At 50.0% G+C, this 25,365-nt stretch carries 18 protein-coding genes; 8 read left to right on the forward strand and 10 right to left on the reverse strand.

The annotated features are described in order from the left end of the window. The first annotated feature begins 2 nt into the window (after window positions 1–2). Window positions 3–815 carry a hypothetical protein gene (locus IPJ88_03330; protein QQR91952.1) on the forward strand — a complete coding sequence of 271 codons (813 nt, stop codon included), beginning with the start codon at window positions 3–5 and terminating at the stop codon, window positions 813–815. Between the two features lie 7 nt (window positions 816–822). On the opposite strand, the gene IPJ88_03335 is transcribed toward IPJ88_03330, so the two are convergent. The 3 genes from IPJ88_03335 to xseA all read right to left on the reverse strand — a co-directional run bounded on the left by IPJ88_03335 (window position 823) and on the right by xseA (window position 5,402). Next, window positions 823–3,057, reverse strand: a complete 2,235-nt coding sequence (locus tag IPJ88_03335; GenBank protein QQR90783.1) for a VCBS repeat-containing protein — start codon at window positions 3,055–3,057, stop codon at window positions 823–825. Between the two features lie 121 nt (window positions 3,058–3,178). Then, window positions 3,179–4,036, reverse strand: a complete 858-nt coding sequence (gene aroE / locus IPJ88_03340; protein ID QQR90784.1) for a shikimate dehydrogenase — start codon at window positions 4,034–4,036, stop codon at window positions 3,179–3,181. Continuing rightward, window positions 4,029–5,402 carry an exodeoxyribonuclease VII large subunit gene (gene xseA / locus IPJ88_03345; GenBank protein QQR90785.1) on the reverse strand — a complete coding sequence of 458 codons (1,374 nt, stop codon included), beginning with the start codon at window positions 5,400–5,402 and terminating at the stop codon, window positions 4,029–4,031. The genes aroE and xseA overlap by 8 nt, the downstream gene beginning before the upstream one ends. A gap of 85 nt (window positions 5,403–5,487) precedes the next feature. Here xseA and folK point away from each other — a divergent pair, with 85 nt between their 5' ends. The 3 genes from folK to IPJ88_03360 all read left to right on the forward strand — a co-directional run bounded on the left by folK (window position 5,488) and on the right by IPJ88_03360 (window position 7,956). Then, the gene (gene folK, locus IPJ88_03350; GenBank protein QQR90786.1) at window positions 5,488–6,021 is read left to right on the forward strand and encodes a 2-amino-4-hydroxy-6-hydroxymethyldihydropteridine diphosphokinase; all 534 of its coding nucleotides are present in this window, start codon (window positions 5,488–5,490) and stop codon (window positions 6,019–6,021) included. A 100-nt stretch (window positions 6,022–6,121) separates the two neighbouring features. Further along, window positions 6,122–7,606, forward strand: coding sequence for a TIGR02266 family protein (locus IPJ88_03355; GenBank protein ID QQR90787.1), 1,485 nt, complete (start codon window positions 6,122–6,124; stop codon window positions 7,604–7,606). Between the two features lie 35 nt (window positions 7,607–7,641). After that, complete coding sequence (locus IPJ88_03360) at window positions 7,642–7,956, forward strand: hypothetical protein (GenBank protein ID QQR90788.1); 315 nt, start codon at window positions 7,642–7,644, stop codon at window positions 7,954–7,956. Window positions 7,957–8,124: 168 nt separating this feature from the next. Here the strand turns inward: IPJ88_03360 and IPJ88_03365 are convergent, their stop codons facing one another. From IPJ88_03365 to IPJ88_03375, 3 genes are all read right to left on the reverse strand, one after another. Next, window positions 8,125–9,369, reverse strand: a complete 1,245-nt coding sequence (locus IPJ88_03365; GenBank protein QQR90789.1) for a methionine adenosyltransferase — start codon at window positions 9,367–9,369, stop codon at window positions 8,125–8,127. Between the two features lie 151 nt (window positions 9,370–9,520). Continuing rightward, window positions 9,521–10,078 carry a hypothetical protein gene (locus tag IPJ88_03370; protein QQR90790.1) on the reverse strand — a complete coding sequence of 186 codons (558 nt, stop codon included), beginning with the start codon at window positions 10,076–10,078 and terminating at the stop codon, window positions 9,521–9,523. 159 nt (window positions 10,079–10,237) lie between these two features. Next, a complete protein-coding gene (locus IPJ88_03375) occupies window positions 10,238–11,758 on the reverse strand; it encodes a glycine hydroxymethyltransferase (GenBank protein ID QQR90791.1) in 1,521 nt (506 codons plus the stop codon). Window positions 11,759–11,893: 135 nt separating this feature from the next. Between IPJ88_03375 and IPJ88_03380 the strand changes: the two genes are divergently transcribed. Further along, window positions 11,894–12,664, forward strand: coding sequence for a formyl transferase (locus tag IPJ88_03380; protein ID QQR90792.1), 771 nt, complete (start codon window positions 11,894–11,896; stop codon window positions 12,662–12,664). Here the strand turns inward: IPJ88_03380 and IPJ88_03385 are convergent. Next, the gene (locus IPJ88_03385) at window positions 12,661–13,023 is read right to left on the reverse strand and encodes a PilZ domain-containing protein (protein QQR90793.1); all 363 of its coding nucleotides are present in this window, start codon (window positions 13,021–13,023) and stop codon (window positions 12,661–12,663) included. The genes IPJ88_03380 and IPJ88_03385 overlap by 4 nt on opposite strands. A 69-nt stretch (window positions 13,024–13,092) precedes the next feature. Here IPJ88_03385 and clpB point away from each other — a divergent pair, with 69 nt between their 5' ends. Continuing rightward, window positions 13,093–15,714: an ATP-dependent chaperone ClpB gene (gene clpB / locus IPJ88_03390; protein QQR90794.1), complete on the forward strand. Its 2,622-nt coding sequence runs from the start codon at window positions 13,093–13,095 to the stop codon at window positions 15,712–15,714. 85 nt (window positions 15,715–15,799) lie between these two features. On the opposite strand, the gene IPJ88_03395 is transcribed toward clpB, so the two are convergent. Continuing rightward, the gene (locus IPJ88_03395; protein QQR90795.1) at window positions 15,800–17,614 is read right to left on the reverse strand and encodes an OmpA family protein; all 1,815 of its coding nucleotides are present in this window, start codon (window positions 17,612–17,614) and stop codon (window positions 15,800–15,802) included. A gap of 335 nt (window positions 17,615–17,949) precedes the next feature. Between IPJ88_03395 and IPJ88_03400 the strand changes: the two genes are divergently transcribed. Both IPJ88_03400 and IPJ88_03405 read left to right on the forward strand, forming a co-directional pair. After that, window positions 17,950–20,118, forward strand: a complete 2,169-nt coding sequence (locus IPJ88_03400) for a hypothetical protein (GenBank protein ID QQR90796.1) — start codon at window positions 17,950–17,952, stop codon at window positions 20,116–20,118. Window positions 20,119–20,188: 70 nt separating this feature from the next. Beyond that, window positions 20,189–22,615 carry a VCBS repeat-containing protein gene (locus tag IPJ88_03405; protein QQR90797.1) on the forward strand — a complete coding sequence of 809 codons (2,427 nt, stop codon included), beginning with the start codon at window positions 20,189–20,191 and terminating at the stop codon, window positions 22,613–22,615. 20 nt (window positions 22,616–22,635) lie between these two features. On the opposite strand, the gene IPJ88_03410 is transcribed toward IPJ88_03405, so the two are convergent. Next, complete coding sequence (locus tag IPJ88_03410) at window positions 22,636–24,573, reverse strand: M48 family metallopeptidase (GenBank protein QQR90798.1); 1,938 nt, start codon at window positions 24,571–24,573, stop codon at window positions 22,636–22,638. A 15-nt stretch (window positions 24,574–24,588) separates the two neighbouring features. Further along, entirely contained in the window at window positions 24,589–25,176 is a 588-nt protein-coding gene (locus IPJ88_03415) for a LemA family protein (protein ID QQR91953.1), read from the reverse strand. Window positions 25,177–25,365 lie beyond the last annotated feature (189 nt).

Consider the following 25,365-nt stretch of genomic DNA (forward strand, 5'->3'; position numbering starts at 1 on the left):
CCATTGCTCAACGATTTTACGGCGATACCAGTTACGAGAAGATTTTGGTTGCCGCCAATGGTCTTAACTCCAACGGTGGCTCAGCCATCGTAGTTGGTCTTCAGCTCATTGTTCCGTACAGTTACTATCATCCCGTCGAGCACGGCGAAAGCTGGACAAGACTAGCAGAACGTTTTTATGGAGACGGCAAACGCGCCAACGTACTGATGGCAAGCAATTCGGGCAGCCCGGATAAACAACCGGAGGAAGGCTCGCAGCTTCTTATCCCCTTTGCCGTCCGACATATCGCCGATCAACGCGATGATTTGGCTAAAATTTCACTGCGCTACTACGGCTCCAAATCACAAGCTGCAAGCTTGCGCCGCTTTAACTCGATACCTCGTAACCGTCTGGCGCGGGGGCAAATCGTGCTCGTACCTTTGGCGGAGCTCACATTGTCCGATCAAGGCAAAAAGTACATTCAAGAACAGAGTGGCAGCGATCTTGCGGCTGGCGATCTTCGTGCACTGCAAGAAAAGCTCTCTGAGCGGCTTCCTAAACTTCGTGAGGATGTCAGAAGAGGCAAATACATTGCCGCTCTTGCACTCGGGCATGAAATGCTTGGATCCGGCGCACTCGCCGTATCGCAACGTATTGCGGTGTTAAAAGAGTTAGCCACTGTCTACGTAGCGCTGGATGAGCACGATATGGCAGTTAAGTTTTTTGCACGCGCGCTTCGTCTGCGACCTGACCTTGAGCTCGACACTGCGAAAACCTCGCCTAAAGTGATTTCGGCACTTGATAAGGCCCGCTCGACCTATCGAAAGAAGCGTTGATCCAGCGCTATGTTCCGTCGCGCAATTGCAATTTTCGCTTGCGGATAAGAAACGCTAGCGCGACGACAACGAAGAGCCAGCTTTCTTTTTGGCGGCTCTCTATCGAACACAGGGCCCCGCCGGAGACACCGCTAAAGCTGAGATAGTCCGGAACGCCATCACCGTCGGCATCACCTGACTCATCAGAATCAAGTATGCCATCGCCATCTGAATCCGTATCAAGCCAGTTTACTAGACCGTCTCCATCGACGTCAGTGCGGCCCCCATAGGCTGCAGCATCTGTAATCTCCTGAGAGGTTAAGATACCATCGTCATCGTCATCAACATCCAAATAGTTTGGTATTCCATCGCGGTCGCTGTCATCATCGTCGGGATTGCCGTTGCCATTCAGATCTTCTTCACTATCGAGAAGTCCATCACCATCGCTATCGCCCGTTCCCAAGGGTGGTGGATCCACGTTGGGGTCTGAAGACGACACAAGGTAATCCGGAACACCATCGCCGTCTGAATCAACGGCACTGGTGCAAGCGTTGCTATCTCCCGCTTCGCTGCGGTCGGAAACGCCGTCGCCGTCAGCATCTGTATCAAGCCAGTTTGCTAAACCATCACCGTCGATGTCGTCTGAGAGCCCCGCTGCAGCAGCATCTGCTTTTTCATCACCCGTTTTGATGGAGTCTCCGTCAGGATCCGAACTGATAACGTTGAGTTGTTGATACCCTGCGATGTCACTGGGATGAACAGGAATGCGAACTGTGTCTAATGCGCTATCCCCTTGCTGATAGCGGAACTTAATCTCAACGAGGTAGCTATGATCACCCCCACCAAGATGTGTTAGTCCAAAATGGACCCAAGGACTTGATTGACTGCCAGCGCCTTTGCCGCCATTTACTTCTTGAATGGGACCCACATAACTTGGATTGTTTGGGTTCGCATTATCAAGCAAGCGAATGGTTGCTCCGATATCATCTCGCAACACAAAACCATCGCTATTGGTCTGCTGACAAGCGTCTTCACTATCTGCCTGTACACGTACTATCAGATAGTCTTCGCTGATCGAAGAAGTGTTCTCAAGAAAAACAGCGGCAGGGTTTTGGTTGATAAGTAAATCGACGTCACCATCCTGATCGACGTCGGCGAAAGTTGCACCACTACCTAAACCGTTCGCAGTCACAGGCAGAGAAGAACTGCTCATTGCTCCCGAACCATCATTGATAAAAAGCTGATGAGCACCATTGTTGACCACGAGAAGATCGAGATCACCATCGCTATCAACATCACCACAATCAACGCCGCCGTACTGATAGCCGGTGGCTCCACTGGGCTGCGTTGAGACATTGAGTGTGCCCAAATTATCTTGGAAATAAATAAGTGAATCGCTTCCGTTCACCGCAAACAAGTCAAAACGTCCGTCTGCGTTGAAATCGCAAAAAATGTCGCCACCCGTATCGCCCTCTTGCGTGTAGTTCGCTACCGAAGCGAAGGTAGAAGGACTTGTTTGCGACCACAAATCCGCAATGGATGAAATATCTACTAGTATATCAACGAAGCCATTCGCGTCGTAATCGGTAACAGCAATAAAATGCCCATCGTTGCCACCACTGCCATGGAAAGGCGCGCTCGTTAGGTAGGAAAATGATGCATTGCCGTCGTTGAGCAGTAACTCGAAGGCATCATCGTTGTCGAAAAGCAAATCAAGATCGCCATCGCCATCGTAGTCAAGAACACCCATGCCTTCTGAATTAAAGGTAGCCGTCGTACCCGACGAAATTGTGAGATTTGGAGCTCTGCTAACACCACCAAAACTGTATGGCTCCGCATCAGCGGATCCGTTGTTCAAATAAACCTCAATTTGTTCAAACCAATTGCGTGCGATATCGACGAAGCCGTCATGATTAAAGTCAGCGGCAATGGCACTGCGCCATTTACCGAAAGCGTTGCCGTTGTTTCGCAGAAAACCATTGCTTCCATTGCTTATCTTGGGATTGGTCATATCTTCAAAAAGCGTGCTTATGGGGTTGAAGAAAAAAAGCCGGCTTTCGTTTTGTTGGTTTACCACCAAATCTAAAAAGCCGTCGTTATTGAAATCGGCCCAAACAACAGCATATCCCATGTCGTCGAAGTTACCGCTGCTATCATTCAATACCGAGAACGCTGTCTGCACAGCAGTGCTGTCAATAAACTGCGCGCGGGCGTTTACAGAAACAAAAAACAAGACAATTGCAGAGATTACAAATCGCTTCATGTTACTTCTCCATGGGAAGTCGTATTGATGCTCAATCCTCTAGCCTGCACACGATACACGCAAATCGACTAATCAACGACTCTTTTACATGTTTTTCAGAAATCAGCAGCCATGCGGTTGTCTAAACCCTAGTTTTCGTGAGCGCGACGCGCATTGACTCAAGAGGAGGATGAAACGTTGTCCATAGCTCGAAAGCAAGTGCACCTTGATGTAAGAGCATACCAGTGCCATCTAAACTGCGTAGTCCGCTTTGCTCTGCTGCAATGCAAAACAAGGTACTTTTATTCGCTGAGTAAATCAAATCCAGGGCAACAGCGTCTTTAGGAAGGCTCGCCAGTGGCAAACTTTGCACAAAAGCCTGTGCAGTTTGATCGCTTTTTAGCGTGGCGCTCGTTGCTTGTATCAGTAGGGTTGCAGTTCTAAAGCACTTGATAAGCTGTTCTTCTTCAAGTTCGATTGATGACAGATCAACTGATGATGCGGTTTCATTAAAGTCACGAACTAACGCATCCGCTTGCGCTTTGCGCCTTGCAGCAATCGTGATGCTTGAGCATCCTGCATTCATCAAACCGAAAACAGCTGCTCGCGCGGCACCTCCTGCGCCGATCACAATCACTCGAGCATCACTCAACGCAACCTGATCTTCTTGCAACGCTCGGATAAGCCCCGGTGCATCCGTATTGCACCCCTTAAGAACACCGTTGTCATTAATTATTGTGTTAACAGCGCCGATTTGCCGCGCTGCTTCGCTAAGCTCATCGAGTAAAGGCAGAGCAGCTTCTTTGTGCGGTACGGTAAGATTCACGCCGCGCATGCCGAGCATGCGCAAGGCATCAAATGCTTCCGCAAGCCTTTCGGAAGGCACCGAGTAGGGCAGATACAAAGCATCCATGCCAAGTTTTCTAAATGCCGCGTTGTGCATGGCAGGGGACTTCGAGTGCCCAACAGGATAGCCAAAAATGCCGTAAAAATCAGTCATCTTTTCGTTCGACCTTGGTGTGAAGGCTACCTTCGTGCAAACGCAACACCACTGCATCGTGAATCGAGACCTCTTTGGATCGGAGCAACGCTTTTCCTGTTTTCTCGTGAATCGCAACCGAATAGCCACGCGCCAGGACACCCAAAGGCGAAAGCATTCCAAGCTTAGCTTCCGTTGCGCGAAGCATTGAGCGATGATGATAGATGAGCTTTTCAGGCATGGCTTTGAGTTTGATCTGCAGCGCTTGAAAGGTCTGCCGATCCTGCGCCAAAACACGTCGCACATCATGTCTGAGCAATTGACGGTGGTTTGTTTCAAGCTCGGCGCGTTTGAGAGTAAGATAGCGAAGCGCATTCGCCATTAGCGCAGAATGCAATCGTTCAAAACGTGAAGCGATACCCTGAAGAGCCGAACGTGGATCGGAAACCCGCCGAAGTGCTCGCTCAAAAGCAAGGCGCTTACGTCCCAACACCATATCCATGGCCTGGCTAAGCGCTCGTCGGTGTGATTGCAAAAGGTCTCTGACTTGATTCTGATCGGGAACGACAAGTTCAGCCGCATTCGACGGAGTCGATGCGCGAAGATCGGCAACAAGATCACAAATACTCATATCGATTTCGTGTCCTACAGCGCTGACAATCGGCACCCGGCAAGCAGCCACTGCACGCGCAAGATTTTCGTCATTGAAGGCCGCGAGATCCTCAGCGCTTCCTCCACCGCGACCAATGATCACGACGTCAAGATCGGTGATGCGTTGCACGGCAATGAGCGCTTTGATGATACTTGCAGGCGCTTCTTTGCCTTGAACAAGGCACGGGCTTACCGTAATGCGCAAGGGAAAGCGGCTTGATGCCACACGGATGATGTCATGAACTGCGGCGCCTTCAGCGCTTGTCACCACTCCGATGTGTGTTGGAAAAGCTGGCAGGCTCCGCCGCTTGCTCTCATCAATAAGGCCTTCGCTCTCTAATTTTTTGCGAAGGCGCTCGAATTGAGCTTTGAGATCGCCGGCACCTTCGGGTACAAAGCGCCGTACGATCAGTTGAAATGAGCCACGGGGCTCATAGAGCGAAAGCATGCCTGTCAGACGCACCGCTGCGCCATCTTCGATGTCCAACTTGCATGTCTGAGCATCGGCCCTGAACATGACGCAACGAATTTGCGCCGAGCTTTCCATGTCATTGAGGGTGAAGTAAACGTGACCCGATCGGGCATGCATCACATCGGAGAGTTCACCTTGAACCTGAATGCTCGAGAAGCCGGTCTCCAAATGCAGGCGCACGATGCGATTGAGCTCGGCAACGGACAGCACTCGTTCATCTGGAGTGTCTTGTTTTTTATCGCCAAAAAGCGACAAGGTTGACATGTAGGCACTGTCGCACAACTTAGTGTTGGAGTGAATAAGTTCGGAGTTAACTGCGGTTAGATATACGATTTACCATACTCCTCTGATGACAGTCGGCTCTAGCTATGCGATGCACCTAGCCATGCGAGGTCGTCTTTTTATTGTGGGTTTGGGTTCCAATCTGGGCCAGCGCTACCAAAGTATTTTAGGTGCCGCAAAGCTGATAAACGGCCTAGCTGGCTGTCAGGTGCTTGAAATCTCACCTGTGTTGGAGTCCAAAGCGCTTGGCCCCAAACAGCCACCTTATTGTAACGCCGCACTGCGCTTAAGAAGCACGTTACCGGTATTTGAGCTGCTTAGAGCCCTGAATCTCGTGGAAAAGAGGCTAGGACGTCGGCGCTTTCAAAAATGGGGGCCTCGCACGATTGATCTGGATATTCTGTGGGCTGAAGGCCTAAATTTGCACTCTGAAAAGCTACAACTGCCCCATCCAGGCCTAATACACCGGCCCTTTGCGCTGATTCCCTTGCTCCAAGTGGCTCCCGAGCTCCACGAGCGTTTTGGCCCCCATGCCAGCCGACTTGGCCATGGCGTAAAAGCCAGTCAACCGCCTCGACAACGCAGGGCAGCTCCTCAGTGATAGCAAGATGATTGAGCTTTTCGTCTCATCCCAGTACCATAGAGTTTGAGTATGCTCCTTGCGATGTTGGAGCACAGAATTCTGACCTTTTGAGGAGTCGATGGCAGATACGCGCAAAGATAGACGTGCCCCAGTTTCCCTAAAAGTACGTTTTAAAAGCGCAACCGTTGATCAATTCATAGAGCAATACAGTATCGATATTTCTCGCGGTGGACTTTTCATTAAGTCAAAGAGTCCGATGCCAGTTGGCACACTGCTCAAGTTTGAATTTCAGCTCAAAGATGAGTCACGTTTGATCCAAGGTGTCGGGCGCGTGGTTTGGATGCGTATGCCTGAGCAAGCATCCGAACCGGACAAGCCTCCTGGAATGGGTGTTAAGTTCATAAAAATGGATCCGCAAAGCCGTGCCCTTGTCGAGCGCATTGTGGCTCCACGTGGTCAACAACCGGCTGCTTTTGAAACTGGCGCCACGCATGCACCACCACCAACAGGAGCTGGGCGCCAGAGCTTTGCAAAGGTAAAAGATCAAGCTCCGTTTTTCCCCAGCACTACACCTGAATCCGAACTACCACCACTTGAAGATCGTACGCAGGTGCGCCATGCGAGCCAGTTCTTAGCCTCTGCTGTAGCCGAAGCCGGAGGCGATCCAAAAACAGCCGCCGAAGCAGAACGACAAGCATGGGAAGCACGTCGGCGCAGCGAAGAACTCGAGCGTCAACGAGCCGTGGCCGCAGCTCTAACAAATACTTCTTCTTCAAGACCATCATCGCATCGAACTTCCGTTCCACCGAGCCCTGATCATGCTTTAAAATCCACTGGAACTGTAGCGTACGAAGATTACGGTGGTTTGTTTGGCGCTTCTCGTGAAGAATCCGGCGTATTTGAAGATGAGTCGACCGGCGTGTTTCAAGGATCTCCATCAAGTCCAGTCGTTGCGGTTGCACCCTCTAACCACAACAGGCTATCTTCAAGGGCCGCGCAACGCTCATCATCTTTTCCTCGAGATGAAAGTCCCGTCAAGCTTCCGATGCATTGGAAGCCTGTGGCGTTTGCGTTCGCTGTTATCGTGATCGCCGGCGTGGGGCTTTGGTGGTCTCAACACGATCAAGACAGCACTGCGGATGTCGATCCGGATTTTGCTCCCGAAGCAGAAACATCGGCCGCGTTTGGCGCTCCTAAAGAACAAATCCCCTCGGCTAACGAGACATCGGGGAAGAAAGAAGCGACAAAAAACAACACGGTACAGGGCCCAACTGTATCCGTTGCCTTACAGAGCAATCCAACAGGTGCTGTTATTCGGGTCGATGGTATCGAAAGAGGACTTACGCCGATAACGCTTGCATTACCCAAAGACAAAGAAGTCACTGTTTCTTTCAAGCTTCCAGCACATGCCACCGTGCTTCGTAAACTTACTTCTGCAAAAGAAGGCGAGACCGTCAAAGTAAAGCTTGCTCCTCTGCCTTTCTTCTTGGATGTGACCACGATTCCACGTGGGGCAACAATCTGGGCATTGGGTCGCCATAAAGCAACCCCAGCGAAATTGAATCTTGGTTTTGTTAGAAATAAGTTCCTAGTACGCGCTTAAAGCCTGGTTTTTTACCTGAAGAAAAAGTGCTGGAATTGGACGATTTTACCGAAGAAAACGGCAAAATGAAACACAGCCTTATTCTAGAAATGCATCCCCGCGGAGCAGCTCAGCCAACTGAGCCGGCAACAAAACCAAGTCCTCCTGCAAACACAACTGAGCAAAGCGATCAAAAGAAAGTTACTGAGACCCCAGCCCAACCACCCGTGGTGAAGCCGGAACCAGAAGCCTCAGCCGAGCAAAGCAAACCTGCTACTGAACCCGTTCCAGAGCAAAAGGAAACGGTGGCCGAACCTGCACCAACTCGTAAAGAAGAGGCCAAAGAGATCCCTTCCAATCCCTTTGAATAAGACGAGCGCTTTGATCGGAAAGGATTGATCCGCCTCGCTGTGGCTCACGCCTTCACTTTACGATCTCGGCTCAATACTTTTCAGTCAGAGCGCTCGAAAAATCTCAAACAAAAAGCCCAATACGAGTTCAACGTATTGGGCTTTTTTACTGCTCTAAATTTACTTCGCCTACATGCTTGCGCTGCTATGAACAGCTTTGCTGCCTTTGCCGTTTGCCTTGCCAGATGTTTTGCTGCCAGCTGCACCTTTTGGAAGCAACAACTTTGCAAGCTCATCAGCGCGATCCGTTTGCTCCCAGGTGAAGCCTTTTTCGTTGCGTCCAAAATGGCCGTACGCTGCGGTAGCGCGATAGATGGGTCGCAACAAATCAAGGGTGTCAATGATAGCCTTGGGGCGGAAATCAAAGATCTTGGATACGGTTTTTGCGATCTTTTCATCGTCGACAACACCGGTGCCAAAGGTTGAAACATAAACACCCACAGGCTTAGCCACACCAATGGCGTAGGCAACCTGCACTTCACAACGACGTGCAAGGCCTGCCGCCACAATGTTCTTAGCTACATAGCGAGCAAAATAAGCAGCACTGCGATCGACCTTCGAAGGATCTTTACCACTGAAAGCACCTCCGCCATGTCGACCCATGCCGCCGTAGGTATCAACAATGATCTTACGACCGGTAAGACCAGCATCACCATAAGGACCGCCCACGACAAAACGCCCCGTTGGATTGATCCAGTACTTTGTTTTGCTGTCAACCATGCTAGCTGGAAGCACTGGATTAATGACTTCCTCCATCACAGCTTCTTTGATCGTTTTGTGTTTGATGCCATCGGCATGCTGAGTTGAAATAACTACTGCATCAATTCGACTTGGCTTGCCTTGCTGATCGTATTCAACAGTCACTTGGCTTTTGCCATCGGGTCGCAAGAAATCAACCACGTTCTTTTTACGAACCGTTGCGAGCTTTTTCGCAAGCTTGTGAGCCAACATGATTGGCATTGGCATAAGCTCTTTGGTCTCATTGACAGCAAAGCCAAACATCAGGCCTTGGTCACCAGCGCCTTGATCTTTGTACATCCCTTCGCCTTCGCTCACACCTTGTGAAATATCTGGGGACTGTTTTTCAATCGCGTTGAGCACCGCACAGGTGTCTGCATCGAAACCCATCGATGAATCGGTATAGCCAATCTCACGAACAGTGCCTCGAACGATTTCGGCTAAGTCAATCCAAGCTTGTGTCGTCACCTCACCAGCTACGATGGCATAGCCGGTTTTGACCATGGTCTCCGCAGCTACGCGAGCATGTTTGTCTTGTTTAAGGATAGCGTCCAAGACGCTGTCTGAAATCGCATCACAAATTTTGTCTGGATGCCCTTCAGTTACGGATTCGGATGAAAATAGATAGCCTGCCATGTAAAAATTGCCCTTTCGCTGCAGAAAACTGCACGGGCTTTGTAGACCCCTTGTCCGCATGTGTCAAACCGCGAAGCTAGATTTAGATAGTTAACGAGAAAGGCTAATGGGCGTTTTCGCCTTCAAACGGTAGCTTTTATTCGATGACCGCTTACATGTCCTTTGGACATTCTAGAACTTGATAATCAGCTCGTTGATAGTTGATTTGTACAAGTTCGATATTGTTGTAAGTACCCTCGCTACCTTCTTCAAAATGATACACGCGCTTTGACGAACAAAAGGGCCAACCTGAATTATGCGTGCTCTTTTCCACGGTCCAGGGCTGTTGCATTGGATCAGCAAAATTGTCTGAAAACTCTGCACCATAGAGATCCCACAAGCTTGCAAGTATGCTCCAGGTATCTGTTTCGCCATCACCGACTCTGTCGTTGTCAAACGCATCTAGCAGCGCATCGATTTTGTCGCGAGGGGTCCCGCTAAGTTCAGGGTATGCCAACAGCACCGATGTTGCGCTACGTATATAGGCGGTCCGCGTATCGTTCCATAGCTCTTCACAGCTTGGATAATTGTCTTCTTGGCACAGATTCAAAAGAGCTTCATCGTCCGTATCAAGCTCCGTCGCTTTACTTTCAACGGCACAAGCCATCATCTGTAGGCCTAAAATCAACACAACCATCAGTTGGAGTCGTCGTCTATCTTTTCGCATCACCTTGCTCTGAGTAGCTTGCGCTGCAAAAACAGTACCAAAGAGCCCGTGCCTCACTTTTTCTGGAAAAGTGGCTTTTTCATGCGACCTTGTCCTACAGGTCGATACGATATTATGGAGACCGCTGTCTCCATCTCGAGTTAAAATATGGCCTTTGATCTGCTACGACAACAGCTTGGCTTCTTGGAGAATCTGCAGATCGAGTTCTGGATACGGGCGATGTAATTCCATCAGTTTAGCTACGCGTTCTTGTGCCTGCTTCTTTACACTCTCATCAAGCGTATACTTCGCCAGGCTCTTTTGGCCCTTGCGCTCGCCCTTGGCAACGATGACTGCTTTGGTATTTGAAAGAACGAGTTTTGTAATGCTCGCGATTTCTTTCATGTCATCGGCGGTCATACCGATCGTACTGACCGCTGCTGTTCCAAGCCTTAAACCACTCGTGTACCATGCGCCGTTTGGATCGTTTGGCAGCGAATTGCGATTGAGTGTCAACCTGCACTCACGCAGCGCTGTTTCGGCTTGACGGCCCGTTAGACCAAAGCCTTCGCTTACATTGACAAGCACAATGTGATTGTCAGTGCCTCCTGTAAGCACAGGGATGCCCTCGTCTTTTAGCGATACCGCCAGTGCTTGAGAGTTATCGACGATGCTTTGCGCATACGTTTTAAATTCCGGCTTGAGCGCTTCTCGAAAAGCGATGGCTTTGGAAGCCATGACATGCGGTAAGGGTCCACCGAGCACGGCAGGGCAGCCTTTATCGACCCATTCAGCAAATTCGTTTTTGCATAGCACCAAACCACCACGCGGTCCGCGCAATGTTTTATGCGTGGTCGATGTGACAACATGTGCGTGGGGCACAGGATCAAAATCACCGGTAAAGACTTTACCTGCAACGAGTCCGGCGAAATGAGCCATATCCACCATGAGCACCGCGCCGACGTCATCGGCAATCTGCCTCATCTTCGCGAAGTTGAGTTTACGCGGATACGCGCTGTAACCAGCCAATAACACGAGAGGCTTGACTTCCTTGGCTTGTTTAGCAAGAGCATCCATGTCAACCAAGCCCGTACTGGAGTCCACCCCGTAATGTGAGACCTGAAATAATCGGCTCGAAACATTGTGCCGATAGCCATGGGTAAGGTGTCCACCGGCATAGTAGTTGAGTGCAAGCAGTCGCTGGTTGTTAAACTGCGCGCGAAAATTCTGCCACTCTTTGTCACTAAGTTTATACAAATCACTTTGATTCAAAGTCTCGAGCAGCGGTGCTTGAACGCGCGCGGATAGAATCGCGAAAAAGGCCACCATGTTAGCATCCGCGCCCGAATGCGGCTGTACGTAGGCATGTTCTGCACCAAAAAGCTCGCAAGCAAGTTGGCAAGCCTCGCTTTCAACCGTGTCGACATTTTCACAACCTGCATAAAAGCGATGGCCCGCAAAACCTTCGGCGTACTTGTCTGTGAACAGGTTTGCACTTGCAAGCTGTGTTGCAAGTGAGCAGTAGTTCTCGCTGGCGATGAGCTTGAGATGACTACGTTGATCGGCAAGCTCCTGGGCAATAGCTTTACTAATACTCGGTGAAACGGTTGCGACTTGATCAAGGGCCGCATAAAATGAAGCCGCTCCGGCATGGGCTTTGGAAGCGTTTTGATCAAGGTACAATTGCAGGGCACTTTTATTCATAGCAAAGCAACCTACTCTTGAGATAAGCTCTGTCAAGACTAAGACTGACGCTATTTCGCCGAATACGGCCTAAAGCAGCTGGAATTAGACAAGGTGTGGAAGGAATCCCTTTGATCTAAGCCCGATGGGAGAGTTATGAGAATTTTACTGCTTGGTCATTATGAGATCGCAAGTAACCTGGGTCTCAGTTTGATTGCCGATGCTCTCAAAGCGCATGAACTGCGCATTATGCTTTCTGCGCAACCATCGCCCAAAGCGGACACACCTGCCGCTCTTGTTGAGCTCGCGCGCTACGAAAGCCAGCTATGTGAAGTGCTTGATGCAAAAGCTCGTCGGCAGGGGCCCTATGGCTTTCAAGCACTGGCCAAGCGCACAGGCCATCCGGTTGCGATATTGAAGAATCCTAACTCTGATCAGGGCCATGCAGCGATAAGTCGCTTCAAGCCGGATTTGATCGTATCTTGCCGCTATCGCCGCATTTTGAGAGATGAGGCTATCGCTCTTGCACGTTTTGGCGTGATCAATCTTCATTCGGGTTTGCTGCCTCAGTATCGTGGCGTGATGGCGACGTTTTGGGCCATGCTCGCTCAGGAAAAAGAAATCGGCGCAACCCTTCACTACATTGCTGATTCAAGCATCGATACCGGTGCGGTTATTGCGCAACGGTCTATCGCGCTGCAAGCAAATGCATCTTATTTGCACAATGTGCTGCGTCTTTATCCAGCGAGCCAACATCTTGTGGCTCAAGCTGTACAGCAGATAGAAGCTACCGGCAAAGCAACTTCTATGCCGCAGCAAGATGCTGGTAGTTACTTTTCAGCGCCTCAATCGAGCGATCTTGCTCGGTTCGAACAAAAAGGCCTCATCTTGTTCGATGGTGCCGAACTTGATGCCGTTATCAGCTAGCGTTTAACTTTGTCGGATTGCGCAGCAATTTGCAAAAGCGGTTCAAGTTCTGGGAAGGGTTCATCAAACTGAATGGCGCTCAAATGTGGCCAAGTACCCGTGGTGTCGTAAGGGTTTTCAAGGACTCGAATTGGCGATGCAGATACAGCCGCATCGTTGAAGTGCTCTGGCATCACCCTGAAACGCAAATGTAAGTTTTCGCCCACCACGAGCTTCTCGGAGCTGCCAATCATCATGCCGGTGGTGCTGATGTCGTAGCAAATACCAGCACATTTGTTGTCCCCAGTTTCACGGTAAAAATCCAAGTAAAACCAGAGGTTAAAGCGGCCTGAGAGGCGTCGTTCGCGGCGATCGGACATGATTAACTCTTAGATTGTACCGGCTCTGAGATCCCTTGCAAAGGCCTAAAGCATGGTTAGTTTGAAAGTATGCGAATGGACAGACTAACGAGCAAAACACGGGAAGCATTGCTTGCTGCGCAGCAGCTTGCCGTAGAAAAAGGGAATCCAGAACTTCAGAGTCAACATTTTCTACTCTCGCTACTTGAGCAAGAGCAGGGGGTTGCGAGCGCTATCCTGCAAAAAGCTGGCTTGGCACTAGAGCAACTTCGCTCCACACTCAAAGAGAGCATCGAGAAGTTGCCCAAAGTTCAAGGCGGTGCAGAGCCTGCCCTTTCGCGCGGCTTGCGTGACATTCTCACAGATACTTGGAAAGAAACCGAAGCGCTCAAAGATGAGTACTCTTCGGCAGAACATGTGCTTTTGGCCATGCAAAAAAGCAAAGGGGCGGTCGCAGATCTGTTTAAGTCCCACGGTTTAGATCGTCATCGTCTTTTAGAAGCGATCAAACAAGTGCGCGGATCGACGCAAGTGACGGATCCGGAGCCTGAAGGTAAATATCAAGCGCTTGAAAAGTACACACATGACTTAACTGCGGACGCTCAAAAGGGGAAAATTGATCCTGTCATCGGGCGTGATGAAGAAATCCGGCGCGTGATGCAAGTGCTATCGCGACGCACGAAAAACAACCCGGTACTTATCGGGGAGCCTGGGGTTGGAAAAACAGCTATTGTCGAAGGCATTGCCCAGCGCATCATGCAAGGGGATGTACCAGAGACTCTAAAAGGAAAGCGTTTGTTAGCCCTTGATCTTGGTGCCATGCTAGCTGGGGCTAAATACCGCGGTGAATTTGAAGACCGACTCAAGGCCGTACTCAAAGAAATCCAAGCTGCCGAAGGCAAGATTGTCGTATTTATTGATGAGCTTCATACGCTTGTCGGAGCCGGAGCTGCCGAGGGTGCGATGGATGCAAGCAATATGCTCAAACCCGCTTTGGCGCGTGGTGAGCTGCGCTGCATTGGGGCCACAACACTGGATGAATACCGCAAACATATCGAAAAAGATGCTGCTCTTGCACGTCGCTTTCAGCCGGTATTTGCAGGAGAGCCCAGCGTACAGGACACCATCGGTATTTTGCGCGGTCTCAAAGAGCGTTATGAAGTACATCACGGAATTCGCATCAACGATTCTGCGCTAGTGGCAGCGGCACTGCTTTCGGATCGCTACATCTCAGACAGATTTTTGCCAGATAAGGCTATCGATCTCGTCGATGAAGCGGCATCAAAGCTCAAGATGGAGATTGACTCTGTTCCCCACGAGATTGATGTGGTCGAACGTAAAATCATGCAGCTTGAAATCGAAAAACAAGCTCTAAAAAAAGAAAAAGATGAAATCAGCAAAAAGCGTTTAGCCGAACTCGATCACGAGCTTGTGACCTTGAATGACAAAAAGAAGCACATGCGCGGTCAATGGCTACGAGAAAAAGAACTCATCGACGGCATTCGTAAAAAGAAGGCAGAAGTTGAGACCTTGCGCATCGATCTCGAGCGTGCACAACGCACCGCTGATTTAGAGACTGCGGCGCGCATTCAATATGGTGAGATTCCTGCTGCTGAAAAAGCTGTCATCGAAGCGCAACTGAAGCTCGATGATGTTCAACAAGAAGGTAGCTTTCTTAAAGAAGAAGTGGGCGAGGAAGATATCGCACAGGTTGTTTCAAAATGGACCGGTGTCCCGGTAAACAAAATGCTTGAGGGCGAACGCGACAAACTCTTGAAAATGGAAGACCGCCTCAAGTTACGTGTCATTGGCCAGGAAGATGCAATTGTAGCCGTTTCCAATGCCGTGCGCCGCTCACGCGCTGGGCTTAGCGAGGAAAATAGACCGATGGGATCTTTTCTATTTCTTGGACCGACCGGTGTTGGAAAAACAGAACTGGCAAAAGCTTTGGCAGAGTTTTTGTTCGACGATGAACGTGCTGTGCTGCGTCTTGACATGAGTGAGTACATGGAAAAGCATGCGGTAGCACGTTTGATTGGTGCGCCGCCGGGATATGTTGGGTACGAAGAGGGCGGGCAGCTTACCGAGCCAATCCGCCGCAGACCCTATAGTGTCGTTCTTTTTGACGAGGTCGAAAAAGGACATCCTGATGTCTGGAACGTTCTGCTTCAAGTGCTCGATGATGGCCGCCTTACCGACGGTCAAGGGCGCACGGTAGATTTCAAAAACACACTCATCATCCTAACCTCAAACATTGGCTCTTCTCACATCATGAGTATCGACAATGACGATGAGATGCGTAAAGCAGTAATGAGCGATTTGCACATGGCTTTTCGTCCCGAGTTTCTAAATCGTATTGATGAAACAGTGATCTTCCATCGTTTGGATAGAGAACAACTTCGCTTTATCGTTGATATACAACTTGCCCGGTTTGAAAAGCGCCTTACAACGAAAGATTTGCATCTGCAGGTTACGACTGCGGCGAAAGATTACTTGGGGGAGATTGGTTACGATCCAAGTTTTGGCGCAAGACCGCTTAAGCGTGTGATTCAAAAGTATATCGAAAACCCCTTAGCCGCTGATTTGCTTGCTGGACGTTACCTGCCAGGAGATACCATCGTGGTCGACCGAGCACCGTCTGGCGAACTTGGATTCAGCAAACTCCACGCGCAAAGCACCCAGAGTGCCCAACAGAGCGCGCCAAGCAACTAAGAACCATCACAGAAACCCGACCTGACATAAAAAAGGCCGCGAAACATGATCGTTTCGCGGCCTTCTTCGCATCAACGCCTACTGCTTATTCTGCAACTGACTCCGCAGGCGCTTCTGTTGGAGCAGGAGCTGCATCTGGTTGAGCCTCTTCGCTTGGAGCGACGTCTTGAACAATATTGAATTCAACACGACGGTTTTGCGCAAGCTCGTCTTTTGTCTTCGCATCAGCAACGATGGGCTTATCAGGTCCGAAGCCCTTGGCTTCAAGACGCGATGCATCAACGTCTTTACCCGTGAGATATTTCACCACAGCCTCTGCACGACGTTGTGACAGATCCACGTTAAACTCACGCTTACCTACGGAATCCGAGTGGCCTTCAACACGCACCTTTTTGATTTCTGGGTGCCCGTTGAGGACTGACGCAATGTTGTTGAGCAATGCAAAGGAACGATTCTGAATCTTATCTTTGCCCGTCTGGAAGAAAACCTTATCAAGAATCTCCAAACGATCTCCGTGGATCACTACCTTTTGCTTTGCCTTGCAACCATGATTTTCAACAGTGCCTGGTTCATCCGGGCAGTTATCGATGCGGTCAACAACGCTATCTCCATCGCGATCGGCATCTGGACATCCACGGTTTTCAGCAGGTCCCGCTTCGTTCGGACAATCGTCACTACCATCAAGCAACTGGTCACCGTCGTTGTCAGGATCGGGAGCTCCATCTTCATCTTGGAAGCCGTCTTTATCCTCTGGATCGTTCGGTGCAGCGTCGTCGCTATCGCTTACGCCGTCGCCATCGTTATCAAGGTCAGGACAGCCGTCGTCGTCTTGGAAGCCGTCCATGTCTTCTGGCTCGTTTACGCAAGCATCTTGATCGTCCATCAAGCCATCGCCGTCGCTATCGACCGGTCCGGTCTCCATTGGCGCTTCTGTTTTAGCTTTAGCAGGCTGAGTCCAACCCACCATACCGACTAAACGAAAATCTGGATCGCCAATACCATCAAAGAAACCGAACCCGCCGGCAGCACCAACAGCGATACCACCTGCACTGCGGTATTTTAGACCGCCAAGCATTTCCATATGGCTCTCGATTTCGTCGTCAAAATCGCCGATCGATTTGTTACCAAACAATTCAACATGGGCGTCAAGGTGTTGGTCCTCATCAATAATGGGCACGGTGGCAGCCAGTGCATAAGTCAGCTCGTGATTGATGTGTCGAGCCATAACCACTTGATGCTCTCTAAAGAACACACCGAGGTTTGCGGTGAGCTTAACGGGCCCAGGACGCAACTCAAAGAGCAACTCAGGATGTGCAGTCAAAGAGTTTTCGCCTCTAAAATTCTGGTTGTCGTCAAACCAACTGGCGGTTGGCAAACCTACAGTGGCTTGCGCGGCGAGTGCCATAAGGTCTTTGGACTCACCAAAGATGCGATAACGCGCACCGAAAAAGGCATCGCCTATTCCGGAACCACCCGCTGCCGATCCCAAATAGGAACTGTCGCCGTCCATGCCAAAAATTACGGGAACTCCGGCAAAAAGAATCACACGGTCAATCAAACCAAGGGATAGTACAAAGTGTCCCGTGTATTGGTTATCAACGACGTCAAAGGTCTGTTTGCTGACACGTGAAATCGGCCGTTGAACGGTTAAAGGATCGTTCGCGTAGTCAAAATGAAATTGACCGCCAAAGCGTAAATGACCTTGGTCATCAGGTCGGTTAACAAAAAAGCCATCGTTGGTAGTTTTTGCTGCTTTATATCGGTTCAAGGTAATGTGTTGTGCCAAGGCAGAACCTAGACCCACAGACAAAAACGCTAGAGTATATATCCATAAAAGAATGTGTTTTCGCATACTTTGTCGCTCCAAATCGCGTTGCCGCGAAAAAACCTCAACTCCCATTCAACCTATGCCTTGGGAGGCTGAAGCCCACTTCAATAGCACTGCTATCCAAGTGGTATCTTTTTTCAATCCAGACCTACTGCCCCGGTGCCCTAACGGCGAGGAATCTCTATCATTTTCAACACATAGCTGTAAACGGTATTATTCGATCGAGGAAGCCGCGCATTGCGAATAACTATATGATAATACTACATAAATATGAAATATATGCTACTTTCCTTGATGGCAATCTCTTTCGAAGTCCGAAGTGGAGGGTGCAAATGGCTGCCGAATGCTTTGACTTGTTTAGTGGCTCAGACAGGCGCAAGGCTCTATAATTTATGATCTTGAACGCCATGCGCTACTTCGCTTTCTTTTTGTGCCTGCACTTGCTGGGTTCATGCTCAGCCTCTGATCCAACATCCGAACTCGTTATTGATCTAAAAACTGACTTGGTTCCCGGTACGGAGTTTGTCACGGTACGAACCGAGCTGAGCACCACTGACGGCAGCCTTCTAGTGACTGAGCAAGCAGTCAGTAGCGAAGATAATTTACTGAACGGAAAACGTATTGCGGAATTCCGCGATCTGGCATCGGGTGAGATCAAACTTGTTACGCTACTGATTGACAAAAAGGGCAACTCCGTTATCGAGCGCCCCTCAACGTTGAGCTTTGTAAGGACGCTCGGTCTCACCGTTGTAATTAGCCGAGACTGTTTGGGCGTGAGCTGTCCGGATGATGGAACGAACTCCGCGCTTACGGCATGTTTGGGCGGTATCTGTGTTGATCCGAAGTGCAATTCCAACGCGGTTGGATACTGCCCAGTAGCCGAATGCCACTCGAATGACGAGTGTCCAGCTGATTCTTCTTGCTCATCGGCAGTATGCATCGAAAATACTTGCTTGGTTTATAGCGACGATAGTCTCTGCAATCAAAACCAATGGTGCCACCCCGACAACGCCTGTATTGATTTCTGCAGCGACGGGCTCTTTGACTATGACGAAACAGACACCGATTGCGGTGGAAGCTGTAGCCCTTGCACAGATGGCGCGGGCTGCGCGAGCAATGACGACTGTATTTCAAAAACCTGCAAAGAAAATAAGTGTTTCGAGGCTCGTTGCGATGACAACATGCTCAACGGTGATGAGCTCGATGTCGATTGCGGTGGTAGCATTTGCGATCCGTGCCTTAATTACAGCTGGTCGAAGAGCTTCCCGCTTCAGTCAGGCTTGGCTAACTCGTACGATGTCTCGATAGATGCAAAGCAAAATACCTATGTGTCCGGAAGCTATGAGGGAAAAGTTAACTTTGGCGGACTTGATTTGGACGCGCAAGGAACATCCAATAAAGACCTATTTATTGCTAGTTTTGAAGGACAGGACGGTAGCCATCGCTGGTCAAGAGGTTATTTCACCGATAGCTTTTCTTTGGGAATTGTTTCGGTTTCTATCGGTAGTCAGAATAATCTAATTGTCATGGGTTACATCTTAGGAGGCTCTCTCGATTTTGGCGGTGGAGCGCTCATTCCCGATCAAGGGTACGGCCTGTTTGTTGCCAGCCTCAAAGCAACAGACGGCGGGCATCTCTGGTCTCGCACCATCGACAATGGCGATTTCGTTTCAGGCGTAGCTTTAGCGCACGGACAGAATGGTAGATTTTTTATTGCGGGAGCTTTCACTACTTCTGTGGATTTTGGAAATGGCCACATCCTCACCGCAGATTCGGATAAAGATGCTTTTTTGGCTGGATTCAATGACGCGGACGGATCATGTTTCTTCGCTAAGAAGTTTCAAGACTTTGGAAACCCGTTGACTCCAAAACACCTCGCCGCCGATAACTCTGGAAACGTCTACCTCTCGGGAACTTACTACACGAAGACAAACCTGGGAGGAAGTGATCTAATCACAAGTGATGACGATCCCGACCTATTCTTTGCATCATTTCTTCAATCCAATGGGACTCATAACTGGTCCTTTTCGCGGGGCTCTAACGGCGTGGATGAGGCGGTGGGACTTGCCGTTGATGACGACGGTCATCTCGTTGCTAGCGGCAACTACCGCGGAACGATCAATTTTGGAGGTGGTCCCCTAAGCTCCGCAGGCACGACGGATTCCAATATTTATCTCGCAAGTTTTTATACCAACAACGGATCACTTTATTGGGCCAAGAGTTTTGGCTCACAACTGAGTGACGACAGCTTATCCAGCCTCGCACTTGACGCTAACGGTCGTATCTTTGTCGCTGGGAACTTTAGCTACATCATTAACTTTGGCTTGGGAGATATGTTCACTGCTGGGATACAAGGAACAACTGATATTTTTCTTGCTAGCTTTCAGTTCAACGGAACGCCTCGCTTTGCAACGCGCTACGGCGGAACAAACAATGAAAACGGGCCGAGGATGGCGGTGGGACAAGACGGTTTGTTTTTCCTATGGGGAGTCACAGCTTCAACCTTTGCGATTGAAGGTGATTTCGTCGGAAGGGAATCCGGCAACGATATATACATCTCGGGTTTTGTTCCCTAAAAAACATAATAATTATAAACATTAGCGTTTCAATATTTGCGTATGTTTTAAACCATACTACAATACGGGAATGGGCAAATCTATAACTGTTTCTGCGCTACCCGCACTAATCGTCTCAGCATTCACGCTCGCTACCTCTTCGTGTTCATCACCATCACCACAAACTCTAAGCGTTCAACTTCGAACCGACATGGTAGCGGGAATCGAGTTTAGCTTGGTTCGTACGGAACTGTTTGAAGGGGCGCTCGGAGCAGAAGGCACAGCATACCGCGTGCTTGACGATCAAGTCCCAGCACAAGACGCCGACTTGATTTCGGGCCTCACGCTTGGCGCGTTTGAAAACGTGGAACCAGAAGTTGTCACCGTACGCGTCTCTCTTCTTGATGGCTCGGGAGAGTCGGTTGTTGCGCGTCCCGTTCAAATTAAAACCGCCGACCTTCAATCCGTCACCATCGTGATCACTCGCGATTGCCAAAATGTAACTTGCCCCGGCCCTGACGATCCGATTCTTCTCGCTTGTTTGTCAGGCGCATGTGTCGATCCCCGCTGCAGTCCCGAGACCCCGGAGTTATGTGGACAGCCGAGCTGTACCGAGGATTCGGATTGCGGCTCTGAAGCAAGCTGTGCGGTGGGTCAGTGTCTCGCAGGAAGCTGTCTCTTTGCTGCAGTTGCTTCAAGTTGCGATGATGGTCTTTGGTGTAACCCGGACAGCGGGTGCACGGCAATTGTAGCCGATCCACCTCGGCTGCTTTCACCGCTTAATGGCACTGCAACAGGAAGCTTGCATACGCCAAACTCCTTTGCTGGCGTCCATCCACTTCGACCCGTGTTTCGGTGGAGCGAAGTTAAAGGTGTTGATCACTATCAGTTCCAGCTTTCCGATGAATGCAGCGTTTCTGGTTTCACCGATTGCGCCTTTGCTAACCCAACCGTTGAGTTAGACCTGTCGGCGAACACGACGCAGTACACGCCCGATGCTAATTTAGAAGTATCAAACACCGCGCCTGTTGGTAGACGTTACTTTTGGCGAGTGCGCTCCTGTTTAGCAGACAGCTGTTCTGAATGGTCGATGATTCACTATCTTGATGTAGGCCGTATCGCATCGGACTACAACGGCGATGGCTACGCCGACCTTTTGGTAGGTGCCAGCCTTTTTGACTACCCACAGCTCGATGAAGGCAACGCCTTTGTCTACTACGGCACAAGCAGTGGTTTCGATGCCTATGTCACTACACCATCAAGCGCACAGAGACTTGATAACCCCGACACTTCGGGCGCTGGCCAGTTCGGAGCAGCGGTAGCCGCACTGGGAGACGTCAACGGCGATGGCTACGCCGATGCTGTTATCGGCGCGGAAAGCCAAAGCTACGCCAGCGGAGACTTAGCTGAGGGCAACGCTTTTTTGTACCTGGGTTCAGCCACCGGGCTTAGCTCGACACCTTCATTGCGCTTTACAAATCCCGATCCTATTGAGGAATCACGCTTTGGTGGGGCCGTAGCAGGCGCCGGTGATGTCAACGCGGATGGTTTTGCGGATATCTTAATCAGCGCTTCGGATTACACCAATGCCACTACAGCCACTGCCCAAAATGGCAAAGCTTACCTGTATCACGGCGCTCAAACGATTTCTATTTCTACGCCTTCTAGTACCCTGACTATCCCGGAATCGACAACTATCAGCCTCTTTGGTTTTAGCGTGGCGTCGGCAGGTGATATCAACGCCGATGGCTTTATCGATCTGATCATCGGTGCACCTCAAGAAGACCAGGGAGCAGGCGGCGAAGGCAACGCTTTTATTTTTATGGGGGGCAAAAACGGTATCACCAAGAGCTCGATGATACGTTTGGACAATCCTGACAATGAAGCCGACTCTGGATTTGGGCACTGTGTCCGCTACGCTGGCGACGTCAATAACGATGGTTTCAGCGATGTTGCAATTGGTATGCCTTATCAGATCGACAATTCCGTCACCGATCCTATAGGCCAAGTCATTTTCTACTATGGAGGCGCCAACGGAATTGCCACCACACCCGCTTTCCGTTTGCACGATCCTGACTCGCAATTTCTCGCTAGCTTCGGTGCAAGCTTTGCCCCATTGGGTGATAGCAACGGTGACGGCAATGTTGATTTTATCGTAGGCACCTATGAGTACGAAGATAACTACATCATTCAAGGCAAAGCACATATCTTCTCTGGAAACGCTACCGTGTATACTGATTCTCCATCACTTGTGATGGACAACCCGAGCCCCATGGACGATTCACAATTTGCTGTTTCCGTTGCAAATCTCGGGGATGTCAACGGCGATGGCTACGCTGATCTTGCCGTTGGCGCGATGGGACACAATAACGACGGAAGCAATCTAAGAGAAGGCAACGTCTTCATCTACTACGGCTCAGCGACTGGCTTTACGGCTACACCGTCGGTACAACTCGACAACCCCGACGATCAAGCCGATAGCTTTTTCGGTGTCTCCGTTGCTGCTTTGCCATTTTGATCCAGTGGCATCATTAGATTTTAGGACTGCACGCGCGGAACATTGAAAGCCGTGGCCGGTACCGGTATGCCAAGTGCTTGGTTTAAGGCGACGAAAAGCACGCGCTCCGCATCGTTCATTTTTCCATCGCTCATAAGTACCTGGTAGCTTGCATGATGGATCAAACGTGCAGTGTTTGGATCGGCAGCACTCAAGACATCCAAAGCAGCGCCAAGGGCACTTAAACTATGCTCCGATGGGGGAATAAAATGGAGTTGTGCACTTCGTTTCGCTTGGCTTTGTGACAGGTACGCAAGCCCGGCATCAAACGCGCTTTGCTGCGCGCCACGTTCACGCGACCCTGCATGAGCAAGCACGCTAAACACAACCGAGCATTCCTCTAGAAGTGCCGCAAAGGACAAACCTTTTCCTTTCTTGATACATGCGGAGGAGTACAAGTGTCTGCGCATGGTGTGTGCGAGCAACACCTCAAGTAAGTTAATCCTGCCATCAGAACGCACCAGCCAATCGACAGCTTGCAGCGCTCGGTGCTGTTGCTCTTTACTCAAATGCCGCAAACTTCCGCCGGCAAGTTCAATCAATGTTATTTTTTGCACCGCATCGAGCGAGCCAAAGCTAGGTAGCTGAGCAAGTTCCTCGTCGATCTGGGGGTGAAAATTCTGGCGTAAGTAGCTGTGTTGATTGCGGCCGAGCTCGTGTTCCGAGGAAAGCAGAAGAGAAAACAACAAAGCACAGGCCGAAAAAGGCTCGTGTGCCAAAGCAATCAATGCTGGCGGCAAGTTTCCGATCATGCGATCGGCTTGCTGATAATCTGGCGGACGCACAGATGCTGTGGCGAGTGCATCTTTCGGTTCGGGTAGTTCTTTTTGTAGCGATGCTTGGCTTACGCCAGCAAAACCAGCAGCATGCGCCATACCTTTTGTCTGTGGCATGCCTTGAGCTTTGGTATGCTCCACGGCACTTTTTTGAAGTAAGTTCTTATCGATGCGCTTGATTCGTTCTGCAATCGGAGGATGGGTTGATAGCCAGCCGCCTAGATTCAACCGCAAGCCATCCCCGAAATAAAAATGGCTGGCTTCGGCAGCACGGGCATGAGTCAATTTGGATTGCGTGGGTACAGTGGCTATTTTCTGAAGTGCTCCGGCAATGCCTTCTGGATTGCGCGTAAATTGGACAGCACTTGCATCCGCTAAAAACTCACGCTGTCTACTGACAGCTGCTTGAATCAAGCGCGCAAAAAAGTGACCGAGATAGCCGACGATAAAGAGCACTACACCCAAAAGAACCATGACAAGTTTAGCCGACCCGGCATCGCGACTGCGGGATCGCCCTCGGGAATAAAGACTGATGCGCAACAAAAAGCGCCCGGCTAAAGCAATCAACAAAATCCCAAACAACACACCCATCAGCTTGAGATTAATATTCATGTCGCCATTGAGAATATGACTGTATTCATGGGCAATCACACCCTGTAGCTCATCTCGACTCAGTTGCTCTAGCGTGCCACGCGTGACTGCAACCACTGCGTCGTTGGTCTCATACCCAGCGGCAAAAGCATTGATGGCAAGTTCTTTATCGAGCACATAGATCTTAGGCAGCGGCACGCCCGATGCAATTGACATTTCTTCAACCACATTGATCAAACGACGCTCGTGTTCATCGTCAGTCTGCGGACTCAGTAATCGGCCGCCAAGCATTTCGGCCACGCCTTGCCCGCCGATGCGCTTTAGAATCAGGGTACGCCCAAAGCTTGCGAGAAGCACAACGGCTAGAGTGCCGCCAAAGATCTTGAAAAAAGAGACTGGTCCAAGAAAGACAAAGACTTCACTCGTATAGCCTTGCAGAAGCGAGAACACGAGATAGAGCGAAGATGAAATCGCTAAGACCGCCAGGCCCATGAGCAGCAAAAGCAGCCGTGTTCGGCGATGTGCCTGGATTTGATGCTCAAAAAAGTCCACCGAAATCGTTCCGGATTAGAATTCCACTTTGGGCACTTGGCGCTCGGTTTCTTGCTCAATCGCTTCAAGCAACTCCGCTGGACCAAAACCAAACATGCCCGCAAAAAAGACCGCAGGAATCGTCTCACGCGCAGTGTTGTAGCTCATCACCGAGTCGTTAAAAGCTTGCCGTGCAAACGCCACTTTGTTTTCCGTCGAACGTAGCTCTTCGGAAAGCTCGGACATTTGTTTGTCCGCTTTCAAATCAGGATACGCCTCTTGAAGCGCAAGCAGTTTGCCAAGACTCTGGGTCAGAAAGTTTTCAGCGCCCGCAAGTGCTTGCATGCTGCCTTGTGCTCCTGGGTTTTTCTCGGCTTGTTCGGTAGCAACGACTGCTTGCGTTCTAGCCTGAATCACAGCCTCAAGAGTTCCACGCTCATGCTGCATGTAACCTTTAGCCGTATTGACTAGATTGGGAATCAGATCATGGCGCCGTTTGAGCTGAATGCCGATTTGCTTAAACTGGTTTTTATAGATGTTTCGTTTGGAAACAAGACCATTGTAGATGCCCACCAGCATCATCACACCAACGACAACAACTACCGCAATCACTATCAAAGCCACCATGGTTTTACCCTTTCCTTATCTCAACCGACCCCAATCTAGCGCGTTACTAAAGCTGAGCTCAATTCCTTACACTTTGTCTTAGAATTTCAAAAGGTTAAAAGCTCTGACTGGTGTCTACTGGCCACAAAAAGCAAACACAATAGCCGGCGATGAAGCACCGGGGATGCCCTTTTAGCGCATTATCAG

The sequence above is a fragment of the Myxococcales bacterium genome (assembly GCA_016699535.1).
Lineage (GTDB): Bacteria > Myxococcota_A > Polyangia > Polyangiales.

What these genes read in the sequence shown, in the direction of transcription:
- IPJ88_03335 (QQR90783.1), bottom strand. Translation starts at nt 3,057, where the DNA reads ATGAAGCGATTTGTAATCTCTGCAATTGTCTTGTTTTTTGTTTCTGTA.
- aroE (QQR90784.1), bottom strand. Translation starts at nt 4,036, where the DNA reads ATGACTGATTTTTACGGCATTTTTGGCTATCCTGTTGGGCACTCGAAG.
- xseA (QQR90785.1), bottom strand. Translation starts at nt 5,402, where the DNA reads ATGTCAACCTTGTCGCTTTTTGGCGATAAAAAACAAGACACTCCAGAT.
- folK (QQR90786.1), top strand. Translation starts at nt 5,488, where the DNA reads ATGACAGTCGGCTCTAGCTATGCGATGCACCTAGCCATGCGAGGTCGT.
- IPJ88_03355 (QQR90787.1), top strand. Translation starts at nt 6,122, where the DNA reads ATGGCAGATACGCGCAAAGATAGACGTGCCCCAGTTTCCCTAAAAGTA.
- IPJ88_03365 (QQR90789.1), bottom strand. Translation starts at nt 9,369, where the DNA reads ATGGCAGGCTATCTATTTTCATCCGAATCCGTAACTGAAGGGCATCCA.
- IPJ88_03375 (QQR90791.1), bottom strand. Translation starts at nt 11,758, where the DNA reads ATGAATAAAAGTGCCCTGCAATTGTACCTTGATCAAAACGCTTCCAAA.
- IPJ88_03380 (QQR90792.1), top strand. Translation starts at nt 11,894, where the DNA reads ATGAGAATTTTACTGCTTGGTCATTATGAGATCGCAAGTAACCTGGGT.
- IPJ88_03385 (QQR90793.1), bottom strand. Translation starts at nt 13,023, where the DNA reads ATGTCCGATCGCCGCGAACGACGCCTCTCAGGCCGCTTTAACCTCTGG.
- clpB (QQR90794.1), top strand. Translation starts at nt 13,093, where the DNA reads ATGCGAATGGACAGACTAACGAGCAAAACACGGGAAGCATTGCTTGCT.
- IPJ88_03395 (QQR90795.1), bottom strand. Translation starts at nt 17,614, where the DNA reads ATGGGAGTTGAGGTTTTTTCGCGGCAACGCGATTTGGAGCGACAAAGT.
- IPJ88_03400 (QQR90796.1), top strand. Translation starts at nt 17,950, where the DNA reads ATGCGCTACTTCGCTTTCTTTTTGTGCCTGCACTTGCTGGGTTCATGC.
- IPJ88_03405 (QQR90797.1), top strand. Translation starts at nt 20,189, where the DNA reads ATGGGCAAATCTATAACTGTTTCTGCGCTACCCGCACTAATCGTCTCA.